12 protein-coding genes and 1 pseudogene are annotated in these 16,155 nt (G+C 73.8%); 7 read left to right on the forward strand and 6 right to left on the reverse strand.

The window, feature by feature from the left end; translation table 11 throughout:
- Nucleotides 1-217: 217 nt before the first annotated feature.
- A pseudogene (locus OG435_RS38815) lies at nucleotides 218-1,970 on the reverse strand (FAD-dependent monooxygenase).
- Between the two features lie 93 nt (nucleotides 1,971-2,063).
- Entirely contained in the window at nucleotides 2,064-2,816 is a 753-nt protein-coding gene (locus OG435_RS38820; protein WP_266884474.1) for an AraC family transcriptional regulator, read from the reverse strand.
- Between the two features lie 54 nt (nucleotides 2,817-2,870).
- Between OG435_RS38820 and OG435_RS38825 the strand changes: the two genes are divergently transcribed.
- Nucleotides 2,871-4,127 carry an MFS transporter gene (locus OG435_RS38825; RefSeq protein ID WP_430625817.1) on the forward strand — a complete coding sequence of 419 codons (1,257 nt, stop codon included), beginning with the start codon at nucleotides 2,871-2,873 and terminating at the stop codon, nucleotides 4,125-4,127.
- Between the two features lie 120 nt (nucleotides 4,128-4,247).
- Here the strand turns inward: OG435_RS38825 and OG435_RS38830 are convergent, their stop codons facing one another.
- The 4 genes from OG435_RS38830 to OG435_RS38845 are packed head-to-tail and all read right to left on the reverse strand — an operon-like array spanning nucleotide 4,248 to nucleotide 8,640.
- A complete protein-coding gene (locus OG435_RS38830) occupies nucleotides 4,248-5,597 on the reverse strand; it encodes a TfuA-like protein (RefSeq protein WP_266884476.1) in 1,350 nt (449 codons plus the stop codon).
- On the reverse strand, nucleotides 5,597-6,865 hold the full coding sequence (locus tag OG435_RS38835; RefSeq protein WP_266884478.1) for a YcaO-like family protein: 1,269 nt from the start codon (nucleotides 6,863-6,865) through the stop codon (nucleotides 5,597-5,599). Before OG435_RS38835 ends, OG435_RS38830 begins: the two co-directional genes overlap by 1 nt.
- A gap of 19 nt (nucleotides 6,866-6,884) precedes the next feature.
- The gene (locus OG435_RS38840) at nucleotides 6,885-7,694 is read right to left on the reverse strand and encodes an ABC transporter permease (protein ID WP_266884480.1); all 810 of its coding nucleotides are present in this window, start codon (nucleotides 7,692-7,694) and stop codon (nucleotides 6,885-6,887) included.
- Between the two features lie 4 nt (nucleotides 7,695-7,698).
- The gene (locus tag OG435_RS38845) at nucleotides 7,699-8,640 is read right to left on the reverse strand and encodes an ABC transporter ATP-binding protein (RefSeq protein WP_266884482.1); all 942 of its coding nucleotides are present in this window, start codon (nucleotides 8,638-8,640) and stop codon (nucleotides 7,699-7,701) included.
- A gap of 331 nt (nucleotides 8,641-8,971) precedes the next feature.
- On the opposite strand from OG435_RS38845, the gene OG435_RS38850 reads away from it, so the two are divergent.
- From OG435_RS38850 to OG435_RS38875, 6 genes are all read left to right on the forward strand, one after another.
- The gene (locus OG435_RS38850) at nucleotides 8,972-9,805 is read left to right on the forward strand and encodes a hypothetical protein (protein ID WP_266884484.1); all 834 of its coding nucleotides are present in this window, start codon (nucleotides 8,972-8,974) and stop codon (nucleotides 9,803-9,805) included.
- A 55-nt stretch (nucleotides 9,806-9,860) separates the two neighbouring features.
- The gene (locus tag OG435_RS38855; RefSeq protein WP_266884486.1) at nucleotides 9,861-10,310 is read left to right on the forward strand and encodes a helix-turn-helix transcriptional regulator; all 450 of its coding nucleotides are present in this window, start codon (nucleotides 9,861-9,863) and stop codon (nucleotides 10,308-10,310) included.
- Nucleotides 10,311-10,316: 6 nt separating this feature from the next.
- The gene (locus tag OG435_RS38860) at nucleotides 10,317-13,280 is read left to right on the forward strand and encodes an AAA family ATPase (protein WP_266884487.1); all 2,964 of its coding nucleotides are present in this window, start codon (nucleotides 10,317-10,319) and stop codon (nucleotides 13,278-13,280) included.
- Nucleotides 13,271-14,149 (forward strand): S8 family serine peptidase, encoded by an 879-nt coding sequence (locus OG435_RS38865; RefSeq protein ID WP_266884488.1) that lies wholly within the window; start codon nucleotides 13,271-13,273, stop codon nucleotides 14,147-14,149. Before OG435_RS38860 ends, OG435_RS38865 begins: the two co-directional genes overlap by 10 nt.
- On the forward strand, nucleotides 14,146-14,784 hold the full coding sequence (locus tag OG435_RS38870) for a GAF domain-containing protein (protein WP_266884489.1): 639 nt from the start codon (nucleotides 14,146-14,148) through the stop codon (nucleotides 14,782-14,784). Before OG435_RS38865 ends, OG435_RS38870 begins: the two co-directional genes overlap by 4 nt.
- 82 nt (nucleotides 14,785-14,866) lie before the next feature.
- Nucleotides 14,867-16,147 (forward strand): helix-turn-helix domain-containing protein, encoded by a 1,281-nt coding sequence (locus tag OG435_RS38875; RefSeq protein ID WP_266884490.1) that lies wholly within the window; start codon nucleotides 14,867-14,869, stop codon nucleotides 16,145-16,147.
- Nucleotides 16,148-16,155: the final 8 nt, after the last annotated feature.

A 16,155-nucleotide genomic window follows, 5' to 3' on the forward strand; every position in this document is an offset into this window, starting at 1 on the left:
TGACAAACGGCAGGCCCGCCTCGTCCCGCATCGGCCGGGCCGGACAGCAGCGAGGCGTTCCTCCGTGATGCCGACCGGCGCCAGACCTCCTGGGCGGACAAGCCGCCGGCCCTGCGCGTCGTCGCCGGTCACCACGACGTCGGACGCGTCGACTTCGCCGGGGAAGCCCGGCGGTGGGTCGGTGGCCTCGACGGCCTCGCGAGGGGGGAGCTGCGGTCTAGGCCGTCTCTGGGTGGGTTGTCCCCGGCGCGGACAGGGAGGCCAGGTAGTCGGTCAGGGCCGGCGCCGTGTCGGGCAGTGGGAAGCGGGCGCCCAGGTAGCCGTCCGGGCGTACGAGGAATCCGGTCGGGCCGTCCGTTCCGTACAGGCGGGCGAACTCGCCTGCGGCGTCCCGGTATCCGGGGACGGGGCCGGGGAGGTCCGCTGCCGCGTCGGGGGCGGAATCGCGGGCGAGGACCGCCACTGTGTGCAGGCTGGGGGCGCCGGCGTCCGCACCGCTCTCCGCCAGCGGCGACCCCGCGGCCCGGGCCTGCTCGGCGGCCTCGGTCAGGGCCGCGCCGTCGTCCCCGTACAGGAGCACCACGTGGCCGACGCGGCCACGCAGGACGTCGAGCAGCCGCGACGGGTAGGCGGCGACGGGGAGCGTCAACCCGCCGCAGTCCGGAGCCCGTTCACCCGGCTGCGGGGCTTCGGCCGGGCCGGACGGACTGCCGGCGAGCGGTCCGTCGCGGTAGCCGACGAGCAGTTGGGCCTCACGGAACAGCATGGTCCGCAGAGCGTCCCGTTCCTTGTCCATGCCCTGCTTCGCGTGCCGCACGGTCCGGCCCACGACCTCCTCGCCGACGGGGCGGCGCTCGGCGTCGTAGCTGGTGAGCAGGGCGGGCCCGGCGGACTCCCGCAGGACGAGCGCGAGCTTCCAGGCCAGGTTGCAGGCGTCCTGGATCCCGGTGTTCATGCCCTGGGCACCGGTGGGCGGGTGGATGTGGGCGGCGTCGCCCGCGACGAAGACCCGCCCGTCGCCGTAACGGTCGACGATGCGGTGACTGATGCGGAACACGGAGGACCAGCGCATGCCGGACACCGTGGCCGGGGCCGGGGCCAGGCGGTCGACGACGGCCTGGATGTGGGAGAGCGCGGGGACCCGGCCCCCCTCCAGCCCGTGCAGGACGCCGTCGCCGGCTCCGGGGCCGCCCGCCGATCCGCCCGCCGGCCCGCCGGCCGGCTGCGCGGAGAGTTCGGGCGGCACCAGCATCGACATGCGGTACCGGCCCCGGCCCGGCAGCGGGACGCACACCAGCAGGTCGTCGGTGGTCCCGTCCGCGCCCTGGTGCATGGACCGCAGGCCGTACCCCTCGGGCAGGTCCCAGTCGCTCACGACGTCGGCCAGCATGTACTCCTCGGCGAAGGCCCCGCCCTCGTAGGAGAGTCCCAGCCCCTTGCGCACCGTGCTGTGCGCTCCGTCGCAGCCGATGAGGTAGCGGGTGCGCAGCTCCTCGTCGTCGCCCGATGCGGACCGCAGGATGCTGGTGACGCCGCCCGCGGGACCGTCCCCGTCCTGGGTGAACGACAGCAGCTCGGTGCCGCGTTCGATGACGGTGCCCAGCCCCGCGAGGTGCTCCTCGAGGATCCGCTCGGTCTCGTACTGCGGCAACGCGGCGAAGCGGTACGGGACTTCGGGGGGGCAGCGCGAGCTCGATCCGGGCCTGCTCGGTGCCGTTGACGTAGATCAGCTGACCGCGCAGGCAGGCGGCGGCCCCCATGACGGTGCGGGCCAGGCCCATCCGGTCCCAGATCTCCAGCGTGCGCGGCTGGATGCCGACCGCCTTCGCGTACGGGAGCCGGGCGGGCAGCCGGTCGACGAGTCGGCAGCTCACGCCGTGCCGGCGCAGTTCGATGGCCGCGCTCAGGCCGACCGGGCCCGCGCCCACGATCAGTACCTCGGTCGTCGGGGTGTGCGCGGTGTACGCCATGGGGTCCTCCCGATCGCCCGGCCCCGAACCGGTTCCCACCCTCCATGCTGACCCGGTGCGACGCGGACGGCCAGACGAACCCAGACGAACCGGTCAGCCCGCCTTGGCGTGCGCCCCCGGGGTGTGGCCGAAGGCCCGGCGGAAGACGTCGATGAACGCGCTCGCCGAGGACCAGCCGCAGCGGTGTGCGACCGCCGTGACGGGGGTGTCGACCGCCAGCAGCCGCAGCGCGTGGTGCAGGCGCAGCTGGGTCCGCCACTGGGGGAAGGTCATGCCCAGCTCGGCGCGGAGGAGCCGGCTCAGGGTCCGCTCCCCCGCCCCGGCCCCGGCCCGCGCGGAGAGCTCCGCCAGGCCGCGCGGATCGGCCGGGTCGGCGTACAACAGCGCGCACACCGCGGCCAGCCGGGGATCGGAGGGAGCGGGCAGGTGCAGCGGCTGCAGCGGCGAGGCCTTCAGCTGGTCGAGCAGCACCGCGAGCATCCGCCGCCGCTCGGCGCCGGCGTCCTGCGGGGCCCGGGTGTAGGCCAGGATCAGCTCGCGCAGCAGGGGGCCGACGGCGAGCACGGCGGGCGCGGAGAGGGAGAGCGGGTTGAGGTGGGTGGGCAGCCCCACGCAGTGCAGGTCGACGCGGCCGAAGGCCCGGTGCTCGTGCACGGTCCCGGCGGGGATCCACAGGGCGCGGGTGGTCGGGGCCACCCAGGTACCGGCGTCGGTGGTGACGGACAGCACCCCGGAGCCCGCGTAGCAGATCTGGTGGTCGTCGTGGCGGTGCGGATCGATGCCGAGGTGGGTATCGAGCTCGCGGATGCTCGTCGCTGCGCGCGGAGTGTGGCGGATTTTCTGCATCACCCGGCAATTTATCGGAAGCGGGCCGCCCCTGGCGAGAGCGATTCTCGACCGGTGACCTCCTTGAGACCCACCCCGGCCCCGACTCCGAACCCGACTGCTCCCCCGGCCCCCGCGCCCACCGCGGGCGCGGCGCCCGGACCGGCAAGGCTCCGTACGGCCGCCTTCTCCGCGGGCCACTCCTGTGTGGACGTCTACCAGGGCGCCGTCGCCGCGCTCGTGCCGTTCCTCGTCTCCGAGCGCTCGTACGGATACGCCGCCGCGTCCGGCGTCGTACTGGCCGCCTCGCTGCTCTCCTCCGTGGTCCAGCCGCTGTTCGGAGCGCTCACCGACCGGTGGCCCATGCCCTGGCTGATCCCGCTGGCCACCGCCGCCGCGGGGCTGGGCGTGGCGCTGGTCGGACTCGACGCCGGATACGCCGCCACCCTCGCCGCCGTCGCCCTGTCCGGGCTGGGCGTCGCCGCCTACCATCCGGCGGCAGCCCGGCTGGTCCGTACCGTGGGCGGACCCGGGCACCGTGCGATGAGCTGGTTCGCGCTCGGCGGCAACATCGGCTTCGCGTGCGCCCCGCTGCTGGTCGTCGGCGCGCTCGCGCTCCCGGGCCCGGCGGGGTGGTGGCTGCTGGCCGCTCCGGCGGCGCTGGGCGTGTTCCTCAACCGGCCGCCGTCCGCGAAGCGTTCGGCGGCGCACCGGGCGGCCGCGGTCCCGGATCCGGCCCCGGCCCCGGCCCGGCTCCCCCGCGACGACTGGCGGGCGTTCCTGCGGCTGTCCCTGGTGGTCGTGGTGCGCTCGGTCGTCTTCACCGGCCTGAGCACTTTCATCGCGCTGTACGTCCGCGAGCGCGGCGGCGGCGGGACCGCGGGCGCCGTCGCCCTGTTCGCCCTCTTCGCCGGGAGCGCCGGCGGCACCCTCCTCGGCGGACGGCTGGCCGCCCGCTGGGGCCGCGTCACCACCGTGCACCGTGCCTACGCGGCCGTGGTGCCGGCCGTCGCCGGCATCCTCTTCCTGCCGCTGCCGCTGGTGTACGTCTGCTCCGCGCTGGCCGCCACCGCCCTGTACGTGCCGTTCTCCCTCCAGGTCACCCTGGGCCAGGACTACTTGCCGAACCGCATGGGCACGGCGAGCGGGGTGACCCTGGGCCTGACCGTCAGCGTGGGCGGCCTCGCGAGCCCCCTGATCGGCGCGGCGGCCGACGCGGCCTCCCTGCGCACGGCCCTGCTCCCGCTGGCCGCGCTCCCGCTGGTGGCCTGGGCCCTGGCCCGGCACCTGCCGGAGCCCGTGGAGCCGGAACTCACCGCGGCCCGGGGGTGACGCGGCCTCCCGCCGCCCGGAGCGGTGTGCGCTCCGGGCGGCCAGGCCCTGCGGGCGGGTACCCACGGGGCTCCGGGACGAAGTACTCCCGCAGCACCTGGCTGCACCGCCCGGCCGCGGTCAGCGGGCCGCGGCGCCCCGGCGTTCACGGCCCCGCAGGGCGTCCAGGGCGAAGAACCTCGGGACGGCCGCGCCCAGCACGTCGGTGCCGGTGAACCCGCGGCGGGCCATCTCCACGTCCGGTGAGGTGCCGCGCCCCTGCCAGTGGCGCAGGAAGAGCTTCGCGCACATCTGCGGCGGCGGGACCACGAGCCTGGGACGGGTCTCCTCCGAGGCCCCGTCGGCCGCGGCCACCAGAGCGCACCACTCCTCCCAGCGCTCGGAGTCCCGCAGGCGTGCCAGGACCGCCGGCCGCCAGTCCACCGACTGCCACACCGGCCACACCCGCACCATCAGGAGCCGGATCAGCTCGGCGGCGGGGAGTTCTTCCCGTTCCCGCTCCGTGAACCAGCGCGCGAGGGAGTCCGGCAGCGGCGACCGGCCGTCGAGCCCGATCTTGGCCCGTGCGTACGTCGCGAGGGTCATGCCCCTCGATCCGGCGAGCTCCTCCAGCAGCCCGGTCAGCACCTCCTCGTGCAGCGCCGGGTAGCCCTCGTCGAACAGCCGGGCGGCGTCCAGTACGTCGAGGTCCGACATCCACCGGCCGGGAGCGTGCTCCCTGCGGGTCCGGCGGACCAGGGACTGGGTCCGGCTGATGCCGGTGAAGGGCACCTCGGGCGCGACCGGACCGGGGGTCACGGCGCCCCGGCCCGCGAGCGCGCGCAGCGCCGCCAGGGCGTCGAGCCGCTTGAGGTCCCAGACGCCCGAGGCGATCATCTCCTCCAGCGTCCACAGGGAGTCGTGGTCCTCCTCGTCGAGCGCCCCTTCGATGTCCTTCCAGCCCCGGTGGGTGAAGGGCAGCGCCGCGGCCGCCGCCAGGATCCGCCGCCCGGCGCCGGGCGGGATCAGGTCGCTCTCGACACCCTCCTTGCAGCCGTAGCGGAGGTTCACCAGGGCCGCGGTCAGGGCCGGGTACCCCATCTCGGCCGGGCCGTGCAGCACCCCCACCTCGTCGTCCCCGTCGATCTCGCCCGAGGCGTACATCGAGAAGACGGTGCCGAGGCCCCGCATCCCGCACGGGGCGAGTTCCGCGGCCCGCAGCGCGCCCATGCTCGCGGCGCCGATCACCTCCGCGCCCTCGGTGAGCACCTGGAGGATCTCCTTGTGGCCGACGGAGCGCCGTTCCCGGAAGTAGCCGTCGAGGACCACGACCACGTCTCCGGGGTGCCACTGCTCCGCGAGGAGGTCGCCCCGGCCCGCGGGCGGCCGTACGTCCGCCTCCGGGAGCACCGCGCGGACGTCGGCGGCCGAGAGCGTCGGCCCCGCGTAGACGACCACCCTGGCCCCGCTCACGCTGCTGGCCCCGTTCACTACAGCACCTCCGGGCATACGCGGCTCCCCGGAGCCACGACCTTGACGACCGGGACCCCGATCTCCTCGCGCGTCAGGTCGACGAGGAGGGGCGGATGGGAGAAGGCGGCGGCCGCCCGGCGCACCACGTGGGCGAGGGCGCCGGCCAGACTGTCGTGCGGTACGGGGTCCTCCACGAGGCCCCTGAGGTCGGCGGCCGCCGGGGCCGACCGTGCGCTGCGCAGCCGGTCGGCGTCCACGTGTCCGAAGTCCTCCCGGAGGTCGTCCCGGGCCCCCGAGATGTACGCGAGCCTGGCCTGGGCCGCCTCCGAGACGGCTCGGGTGAGGGCGATCTCCGGGCTGAGGTGGCAGCCGAAGCCGAACATCGGCGCCGGGTACTCCTCGTCGGCCACCCAGGAGAGGAAGCACGGCAGGCCGGTGGGCGAGGGGACGAGGCGCACCTCCAGGGTGACGTCGGCCCGTTCGATCAGCGTGCACAGCTCGTCCGCCACCGGTGACCCGAGGGAGCGCGGGTCGACGCGTACGCCCATCTCCCCTCCCCCGGTGACGGCGGCCGTCATCGCGTCGCGCTCGATGACCTCGCAGAGCGCGTGCAGAGCGGCTTCGATCCGGGTGTTCCCGCCGGCCAGGCCGTTCGTCGATTCGAAGAACACCGGCGGGTTCCAGTCGGTGTGCTCCTCCAGCGTCAGCCGGACGACGTTCACGGGAACGAGGGTGCGCGCTCCGTCGACCAGGGATCTGGCCGCCACCCAGTCCAACGGCAGCCCGTCGTGGAGCAGGTTCGGCGCGGAGGGCGCCAACGCGGCCACGTCGTAGACCAGTTCGGTACGTAGCTCGCGGGGCGAGGCGGTCAGTGCGGGCAGGGCCGGCTGTTCGACGTGCCAGGTCTCGACCGACTCCATCACGGCCGAGAGCCGGGCCAGTTCGGGTGTCATCCCCTTGCCCTGGGAGACGGCGAGCGTCCTGGACAGCGGCCGGATCGCCTGGAAGGTCGGGATGCCGATGGAGTCGAGCCGGGTGATGTCGGCGACCCGGGTGACACCCACCTTGGCCGCTGCGCGGGTCACCATCTCCCAGGTGGTCTTGGGTGGTTGGGCGCGGTCCGTGCCCGGGAGGCGGTGCACGGAGCGGTCCGCCGGTGTCGCGAGCCAGGCCAGGGGCGCATCGCCGGGCCGCACGGCGCCGGTGCCCTGCGTGGCGTCAGCGCTCTGCGCGGCGTCGTCGGTCTTCACTGTGTCGTCGGTCTGCACGGTGTCGTCGGTCTGCACGGTGGGGAGCTCCTGCGGGTCAGAGGTTCCGGGTGCGGCGCAACAGCGCCCGGCCGGCGACGAAGTTGGCGACGATCGCGACGACGGCGAGCACCACCAGGGAGGGCCAGGCCTTGCCCAGCCCGAAGATCGCGGCGTCACGCATGCCGGTGACGGCGTACGACACCGGGTTCACCGTGGAGATCCAGCGGAGCACGGTGGGAAGCTGCTGCGAGGTGGACAGCGACGGCGCGGCGAAGACCAGGACGGGCACCGACACGCTGGTGAGCACCATGAAGGTGCGGTAGTCGCTGATGAGGACGGCCGCCGCGAGGTACAGCCCGTTGAACGCCACCGACGAGAGCACCAGCGCCAGCAGCAGCCAGATCCAGTGGGACGCGTGGAACGGGTAGTCGAAGATGACCGCGGCGACGGCCAGGGCCAGCAGGCTCTGGGCCAGCACGAGCGAGACCCCGGCCAGGAGTTTGCCCGCCAGGAAGCGCGAGCGGCGCAGCGGCCAGCTCCAGAGCTGGGTCGACACCCCGCTCATCTCCTCCTGGAACATCGCCATGCCCGTCGTCCCGGAGGCGCTGACCACCGACATGGCCAGCACCATGGGGAGGAGGAAGACGGAGAAGGGGAGGGTCTCGCCGCGGTAGGTGATGTTTCCGACGACGTTGCCCAGTGAGGTGTTGACCAGGAGCAGGTACACGAGCATGGGGGTCAGACCGAGGATGAGGTTGACCCGGTTGCGGGCGAGGAGCGCGTACTCCCGGTAGAACACGGCGGTGAAGTCCGCCGGTTTGCCCGACGCGACCGGCGCGGTGGTCTTGATTCCCAGATCGGCCACGGCGTCAGCCCTCGTTCCCGGTCATGCGCAGGAAGACCTGCTCCAGCGAGTCGGTGACGGTGGAGATTCCGGTGATCGCGACTCCGGAGTCGTGGCAGTGGCGGGACAGTTGCGGCAGTACGTCCCGGACCTGCGCGTGGTCGATGCGCACCTCGGCATCCTGGGCCGTGGCGGTCAGTCCGGCCGTGGCCGCCCACTCCTTGACGACCTTGGCGCCGACCGCGTCGTCGACACTGACGAGCAGGTGTGCTCCACCGAACTCGCGGACCAGTTCGCTCGGTTGGGCGAAGCGGACCACCTTGCCCTGGTTGATGACCAGGACCCGCTGGGCGTTGCGCTCCAGCTCCTGGATGATGTGGCTGGTCCAGATCACGGTCATGCCGTACTCCTCGCGGAGCCACCGGACGAAGCGCTCGATCTGGTGCCGCCCGGCCACGTCCAGTCCGGCCGAGGGTTCGTCGAGGATGAGCAGTTCGGGGATGGTCAGCAGGGCCCGTACGAGCTGGAGCCGCTGGCGCTGTCCGCCGGACAGCTGGAAGACGAGCCGGGACAGGTGGTCCGCCAGGCCGAGGTACTCGGCCACCTCCATCGCCCAGGGGCGGGTGGTGCGCCAGGACAGGCCCTTGAACCGGGTGGCGATCAGCAGGTTGTCCAGCGCCGAGAGCATCTCGTCGTAGGGGGCGGACTGGTGCATCGCGCCGATGCCGGTCTTCGCGGCGACCGGGTCGCGGGCCGGGTCCACGCCGAACACCCGGATCCGCCCGGTGGTGGGAGGGGTGACGCCGCAGATCATCTTCATCAGGGTGGTCTTTCCGGCACCGTTGGGTCCCAGCAGCCCGATGGTCTCGCCTTTGGCTATGTCGAATGAAATACGGTCGACTGCCGGCGTCTCTTTCCCGCGATAACGCTTGGTCAGTTCCTCGGCGTTCACCACACCATTCGCCACGGTCCGCCCTCCAGAATGTGATCGGTGTTTCTCTTGATGTTTCTCCGGCTCGGCCGAACAGGCTTGCTGGGGCTGGACGTTACGCCCGTGGCGCGGCACGGAAGCGGCCGCTTCCCAAGCTGCCTCGGAACTGCCTCCGTTCTGCCGCCTTCCGTGCGCGGCCGTTGGCTAGCATGCGCAGATGAGCCGTTCAGGACAGACGCAAGACCGTGACGGCCGACCCGTCGTGGTTCTCGTGAATTGCGCGGGCGGCCGTGAATTGGAGGTCGTACGGGATGCTTTGACAGGCCCTCTGGAAACTCCCGCCATTCTGATCCGGCAGGACGAACTCATGTCGACGCCCATGGCTCTGGACGTGGACACCGGCCTGCTGGAGGTCTCCGGGCGCCGGGTCAGGCCGGCCGTGGTGTGGGTGCGGCACGGTTCGGCCTGCGCGCTGATGGCGCAGGCGAGGCCCGCCGGTTCGATGACTCCGCTGCGGGCGGAGTCCTGGTCCGGGTTCCTGCGCCAGGTGGCGGCCACGGCGAGCAGCGCACTGCCCGGCGGAACGGTCGTCGGGCCGGGCCAGTTGGCTCAGGCGCGCGCCCTGGGCGTGCGGACGCCCCGTACGGTCGTCACCAATGACGTGCCGGCGGGGGCGCGCCGGGTGGGGGCGCCCACCCTCGTGGTCAAGACTCCGGACTTCCGGCTGTTCGAGCCGGACCGGCGGGGCTGGAAGGACTGCCTGCCCTCGGTCGCGGGCCGGGAGGCGGTGGAACGGGGTACCGGATCGGCCCCGGGCGGCGCGGGAGGGCGCCCGGTCGTGGTCCAGGAGTACGTGCCGCACCAGCGTGAACTGCGCGTCTTTCAACTCGACGGCGGGATCTGCGCCTTCGAGGTCCGCAAGCCCGATCCGTCGAGCCCGATGACGGATCCCGACAGCGTCACCGTGACGCGCGTCGACTGTCCCGTCCCCGCGGCCGAGGCGGTGCGCACCCTGTGCGCCGCCTGGAACCTGCGCTACGGGGCGTTCGACCTGCTCGTGTCCGACACCGGGGACGTGGTGTTCCTGGAGGCCAACCCGGACGGGGACTGGCTCTGGTTCGAACGCAAGGCGCGCTGGCACGGCGTCTCGTTCATGGCCGCCGTGATGATCCGCGAGCTGTTCGTACGCAGTACGTCGTGAGGAGTACGTCGTGAGGAGTGCGCCGTGAGGAGTGCGTCGTGAGGAGCTCGCGCCGGTGACGGCGTTACGGGGTGCCGAGATCTCCAGCCGGGGCCTGGTGCTCGTGGCCCTGGTGGCGCGGGGTCATACGACCGACCGCGTGGCCCGTGCGCTGCGCCTGAGCAGGCACACGGTGGGCGAGGAGATCAGTGTCCTGCTCGACCGGTTCAACTGCAGGAACAGGGCGGAGCTGGTGGCCTACTGCTACGTCCACCGGCTCCTGCCGATCGATGTCTGGCCGCCGCCGTGCGGCCCCGTGAAAGGGGTGGATGACGTGTTCGACCCTCTGACCGCTCTGCGCGAGGCCGGGCTTCCGGTCGACCAGTTGAGCACCGCGCAGCGCGAGGTGCTGGCGGGCCTGACCGAGGAGGAGACCTCGGTCGTCGTATCGGTGCAACTGCGGCTGGTCGAGGCGGATTCCGGTGCTGACGCCGAGGTGTGGGCGCACGACCTGAAGCTGCTCTGAGCCCGGATGAGCCGGAGACTGGTGGTCGTCCTCTTCCTCGATCTGGTCGGGTGGACCCGGCTCGCCGAGCGCGTGGACCCGGAGTCGCTGCAGGGGCTGCTCGACGAGTACTACGAGATCTGCTCGGTCGCGGTGGAGGAACAGGGCGGGGTCGTCGAGAAGTTCATCGGTGACGCCGTCATGGCGGTCTTCGGTGCGGACACCTCCCAGGAGGACGACGCCCCGCGGGCGCTGCGCGCGGCCACCCGGATCCGCGCCGAGGTCCGCGATCTGCGCACGCCCGCCACCGACGCGGCCGCGGTCGAGGTCCACTGCGGAATCGCGGCCGGCGAGGCGCTGGTGACGCGTTCGGCCCGGGCCGGCATCCGGGTCGTCGGCGACGTGGTCAACCTCGCCGCGCGCCTCCAGTCCCTGGCCGTCGCCGGGGAGATCATCGTGAACGAGACCGTGGCACACCTGGCCCGCCCGCACTACACGATGGTCCCGGTGCCGCCGGTGACGCTGAAGGGCAAGTCCGAACCGGTCCCGGTCCTGGTGGTCACCGGTGAGGCGGCCGCGGACGGGGCGGGCGAGAACTCCCTCATGGTGGACCGCAGCGCCGAACGCCACCGGCTGCGCCGGATCTACCACCGGGTGGCCCGGGAGCGGCGCGCCGAACTGGTGACCGTGCTCGGGCCGCCCGGGATCGGCAAGACCCGCCTGGTCCGGGAGGCCGTGGACGATCTCGTGGCGGCCGGGGCGAGGCCCGTCGCCGTGTTCGGCAGTTGCCAGTCGTACGGAACCGCCGGGAACCACGGGGCGCTCGTCGAGATGCTGGACGCGCTGATCCGGCGGGCGCCGTCCTGCGCGGAGCTGCTGCGGGCGGACGAGCGGATCGCCGCAGTGCTCGCGGCCCTGCGCGAGGCCTCGCTGCCCCGGCGGGCCGGTGCGGTCCCGGGCCCGGGCGTGGAGGAGGTGTCCTGGGCGACCCGCGAGCTGCTCACCACCGCGGCCGGCAGCCCGCTGGTCGTGGTGTGGGACAACCTCGCCTGGGCCGGGCAGTCGCTCCTGCGGCTCATCGGCGAGCTGATGGACGGGCTGCGGGACCTCCCGCTCCTGATGGTCTGCGTATCCCGGCCGGAGCTCGCGGAACGGGAAGGGCCCTGGTCGCAGGAGGCCGACCTGATCGAGGTCGGGGCGCTGGTCCCGGCCGACAGCGCGCGCCTCGCGGTCTCACTGGCCGGGTCCGGGAGCGGTGACGAGGTGGAACTGCACGGGCTCGACCTGGCCGAACACGTGGACCGGGTCGCCCTGTACAGCGCGGGCAACCCGCTGTACATCCGGCTGATGATGGACTGGCTGAGGAACGGCCGGACCGTCGACGAGGTGCCGCCGAGCATCACGGCCATGGTGGGGGCGATGATCGACCGGCTGCCCGCGCCGGGCCGGCGGCTGCTGGGCGCGGCTTCGGTGATCGGGCCCTCGTTCACCCTGGAGCAGCTCGCGCTGCTGGGCGAGCCGGCTCCCGAGGCGGCGGTCGCGGAGCTCGCCGGGCGGCGGCTGTTCCGGGCCACGGAGGAGGCGGGGGGCTACCGCTTCGTCCAGCAGCCGGTGCACGAAGTGGCGTACGGCAGGCTGGAGAAGGAGCAGCGCGTCTCCTGGCACCGGCGGCTGGCCGAGCACGGGTTCAGTCCGGGCTTCCACCTCGAAGCCGCCACCCGGCTCCTCGGCGGGCTGCGCCCGGACGACGCGGAGCTGCCCGAGCTGGCGCGGCAGGCGGCCGGGGCCCTGCTGGGCGAAGGCACCGTGGCGCTGCGGCAGCGCGACGTGCCGACGGCGATCGGGCTGCTCGGACGGGCCCTCGTACTGGCGCGGGGCGGACCCGACCGGTGCCGGTCGGTCGCGGCCGTCCGGCTGAGCGACGCCCTCATGCTGTCCGGGGACACCCGGGGGGCGCTGGAGGTGGTGGAGGGTGGGTGGCGCGACACCGGGCCCGGAGGCGGGCCCGGGACCGGCACCGCCCCGGCCCTGGTGCGAGTGCAGCGGCTCCTGCTGGCCGCCCGGCTCGGCAAGGTCACGGCCGCGGACCTGGAGGGGCTGCGGGCCGCGCTCGGCGGCGCGGAGCCCGACCGGTCGGCGCCGTGCCGGTTCGAGCAACTGCGGATGCTGATCCACCTGGACCACGGCCGGTTCGGGGCGGCCGAGGAGGCGGCCTGCGCCGCGCTCGCCCACGCCCGGGACTCCGCCGACGCGTACGAGGAGGACCGGCTGCTGGTGGCCCTGTGCGAGATCCGGCAGTGGTCGCCGAGTCCCATCGCGCAGAAGCTCGCCGGGTGCGCGGAGCTCCTGGAGCGGTTCGCCGCCGACCGCTTCCTGGCCCTGCCCGCGCTGGCCGCCCGCGCACGCTGCCTGGCACTGACCGGGGACCGGAGCGGTGCGCGTTCGGCGCTGACCGAGGCCGAGTCCGTCGTCGTACAGCTCCGGCTGACCATGGGGCGGGTCCTGGTCGATCAGGTGGCCGCGCTGGCCGCCTCGCTGGACGGCGAGCACGCGGAGGCCGAGCGGCGCTACCGCCGCGCGGCGGACGCTCTCGAAGAGGCCGGCTACGTACCGGTGGCGCTGACCATGCGGGTGCAGGCGGCCCGCGAGTGCGCCCGCCGGGGCCGGGCGGACGAGGCGGCCCGCAGGATCGCGGAACTGCTCGCGCGGCGTGAGGAGATGGACGTCCGGGGCCGGATCCTGTGCCTGTCCGCCGCCGTACTGGGCGCCGCGGCGCAGGGCCGCGCCGAGCCGGTGCGCGCCGAGGTGCTGCGCCTGCTCCGGGACCTCGACGACCCGTGCCTGCGGGGCGAGGTCTGCTTCGACCTGGCCCGGGCCCACCGCCTCCTGGGCGAGGGGACCGAGGCCCTGGCCATGGCCGGGCGGGCCGCCGAGAGCTACGCGGCCGTCGGCGCGGTGAAACCGCTGGAGGCGGTACGGGCATGGATGTGAGCGGTGCGCCCTGGCGGCGCGAGCGGCGGCCGCACGCGTCGGGGATGCCCGCGTGGAGCATGCCGGCCGGCGGGGACCCCGGCGACGCCCTGCCGACGGCCCTGTTCGCGGGGATCGGCCCGCGCTGGGCGTGGGAGGGCGCGACCGGAGAGGGCGTACGGGTCTGCGTGCTCGACAGCGGTGTCCAGGCCGGGCATCCGCTCGTCGGCACGGTCGAGCGGGCCTGGCAGGTGGTGACCGCCGAGGGCCGGGCTCCGCGGGTGGAGGAGTGCGAGCCGCAGGACGGTGCCGGGCACGGCACCGCCTGCGCGGGGATCATCCGCTCCCTCGCGCCCGGGGCTTCGCTCAGTTCGCTCAAGGTGCTCGGCGACGGAAGGGCGGGCAGCGCCTCCGCGCTGATCGCCGGGCTGGCCTTCGCGATCGAGGAGGGGTTCGATGTCATCAGCATGAGCCTGTCGACGACCCGGGTCGAATTCCGCGACCGGCTGGCCGAGTTGTGCGACCGCGCCTACTTCCGGCGGACCGCGGTGGTGGCGGCGGCGCACAACCTGCCCATCGAGAGCTTTCCCTGGAACTTCGCCTCGGTGATCTCGGTCGCCAGCCACGCCGAGCCGGACGGCATGCGCTTCTACTACAACGCCGCTCCCCCGGTCGAGTTCCGTGCCCGGGGGGTGCGCGTACCGGTGGCGAGCCTGGGTGGCGGCACGGTCCGCAACACCGGGAACAGCTTCGCGGCGCCGCACATGGCCGGGATCGCGGCCCTCGTCCTGAGCAAGCATCCGTGGCTCACGCCGTTCCAGCTCAAGAGCGTCCTGTACCACTGCGCGGCGAACGTATCGGTCCGAGGAGAAGGAGGCAGAGAAGAATGAAACCCTGGCCGCACGATCTGATGGCCACCGAACGCCGGCTCCTGCAGTCTGTCGTCACGGTGGCCCGGTACATCTACGGGGCGGCCGCGTCCTCGGTCTTCATGGTGAGCCCCGACACCGGCGAGCTGATCTTCGCGGCGGTGGCGGGCGAGGGCGAACAGGGCCTGGTCGGCCGGCGCTTCGAGCCAGGCACCGGCATCGCCGGCTGGGTGGCGGCCAGCGGGCAGCCGCTGATCACGGACGACGTGGGCGCGACGGACCGGTTCGCCCGCGACGCCGCGGCCTCCACCGGGTACGTTCCCGCGAGCATCATGGCCGCCCCGCTCATCGCGGACGGGGAGTGCATCGGCGTGATCGAGGTACTGGACCGCCACGCCCACGCCGAGCACGCTCCCGGCCGGGAGCTCGACGACATCGAGCTGCTGGGTCTGCTCGCCACGCAGGCCGCCCTGAGCCTCGCGCTGCTGCGGCGCAGCGAGCAGGCCGCGAGCGGGGGGCCGCGCCTGGGAGAGCTGGTGGCCCGGCTGTCCGAGCACGCGGTCATGGACGCGTCCGACCCGTTGGCCGTCTCCCTGCTGAGCCTCTCGCTGGACCTGCTGGACCGCGGCGCGCACCCCGGTTCGAAGGTGGTCTGACGGCCGAAGGAGACGGAACGCAGACGTACCGGCGACGCACCGGAGACGCGCACGGAACGGGCCCCTCCTACCCTCCTGGCCTATGGTCCACAGTGCCGAGGCCGAGGCTCCGTCGTTTCCCGAACTACTGCGCTTCAAGCGCGTCCAGGCCGGGCTCACCCAGCGGACGCTCGCCGACCTGTCGACGATCAGCCCGCGGACGATCCGCGCCCTGGAGTCGGGGCGGGTGAACGCGCGGATGCAGACCGTCCGGCTGCTCGCCGACGCCCTGGGCCTGGACGGCCTGGCGCGGGAGCTGTTCGTCACCGCGGGGCTGCGCGGCGGGGGGCCGGCTCCGGTCGGGGCCGAGCCCTGCCCGGCGGTGCCCCGGTCCGTCAACGCCCTCCTCGGACGGGACGTCGAGGTCCGGGCGATGGTGGGCGCCCTGGAGTCGGACCACCGCCGGATGATCTCGCTCTCGGGGCTCGCCGGCGTGGGGAAGTCGCGGGTGGCGGTGGAGACGGCGGCCCGGCTGAGCTCCCGGCGCGGCTGGCCGGTCCTGTGGATCGGTCCGGGGACGGCCCCGGGCGGTCACGGCACGGCCTTCGGCCCCTTGCTGCGCTCCTTGCGCCTGCTCGTCGAATCGGGTGCGCAGGACGTGTCCGCGGTCTGCCGGCTGATCGGCCGGCACGAGCTGCTGCTCGTGCTCGACGGGGTCGCGGACGCGCGGGACCCGGTCGGGGTGGAGGAGCTGCTGGCGTACTGCCCGGGCATCCGGGTGGTCAGTACGTCGCGGGCGCCGTGGAACGTGGCCGGGGTCCAGGCGACGGTGCTCGCGCCGCTGGACGTCCCCGGACCGGAGGCGGAGGGGCCAGGGTCCCTGGACGTCCTCGGCGCCGTACCGTCAGTGCGGCTGCTCGTGGACCGGCTCTCGGAGGTCCGGCCGGGGTTCGTGCTCGGCCGGGCGGACGCGACGGCGGCGGTGCGGCTGTGCCGGACCCTGGACGGTCTGCCAGCCGCGCTGGAAGCGGCTGCGGCGGGGTGCGGGGTACTGAGCCTGCGCCGGCTCGCGGACATGCCGGCGGCCGAGTTGCTCGATCTCCCGGCGGCCGCCCGGCCCGTGGGTGCGCCCGGGACGATCGGCTGCCCGATCCGGTCGGGGGTCCAGCGGCTGGCCCCCTGGCCCCGTAAGCTCCTCGGCGAACTGGCCGGATTCGCGAAGGCGTTTACCGCCTGCGAGGCCGCCGAGGCGCTGGGCCTGCCGATGAACCAGGTAGTCGACGGACTGGGCGCGCTGACGGGCGGAGGGTTCGTCCGCGCCGCGCACGAGGAGGCGGAGACCCGCCTGCACCTGCCCAACCTGGTGCGGGCGGCCCTGGCCTGAACACCTGA

The sequence above is a fragment of the Streptomyces sp. NBC_01264 genome, assembly GCF_026340675.1.
Lineage (GTDB): Bacteria > Actinomycetota > Actinomycetes > Streptomycetales > Streptomycetaceae > Streptomyces.